2 rRNA genes are annotated in these 394 nt (G+C 48.0%); both read left to right on the top strand.

Features of this window, described 5'->3' with window-relative positions:
• Positions 1 to 116 (top strand): 23S ribosomal RNA (locus LRL21_RS47455); the annotation flags it as partial.
• A 198-nt stretch (positions 117 to 314) separates the two neighbouring features.
• Positions 315 to 394, top strand: a 5S ribosomal RNA gene (gene rrf / locus LRL21_RS47450); the annotation flags it as partial.

Here is a 394-nt window from a genome sequence, read left to right as displayed (position 1 = left end):
AGATGAGATTTCCCAATTAGTAAGACCCCTTATAGACGATGAGGTAGATAGGTTCGGGGTGGAAGTGCCGCAAGGTATGGAGCTGACGAATACTAATCGGTCGAGGGCTTATCCAAGAAAGAGTCTTACAAGCGAAAGCGAGTGAGGCGCGCTGCTCAAGCGTGAAGTGAAGTTTCGGATCTAGTTTTCAGGGTGCAAACCTTGAGCCGTCTGTCCTTTGTAAGGATGGATATTTTCTCGCAGCGATTTCAAAGAAGAAACGCTTCTAAAAAAACTTAGGCTTACGAAGTCAGCTTTCTGGCGAAAGCTCTTAGTTTGGTGATGATGGCGAAGGGGAACCACGCGTTCCCATCTCGAACACGACCGTTAAGCCCTTCAGCGCCAATGGTACTTG

Origin of the sequence: Paenibacillus periandrae (assembly GCF_022458865.1) — a bacterium.
Classification (GTDB): Bacteria; Bacillota; Bacilli; order Paenibacillales; family NBRC-103111; genus Paenibacillus_S; species Paenibacillus_S periandrae.
This window is presented reverse-complemented; position numbering and strand designations above follow the sequence as displayed.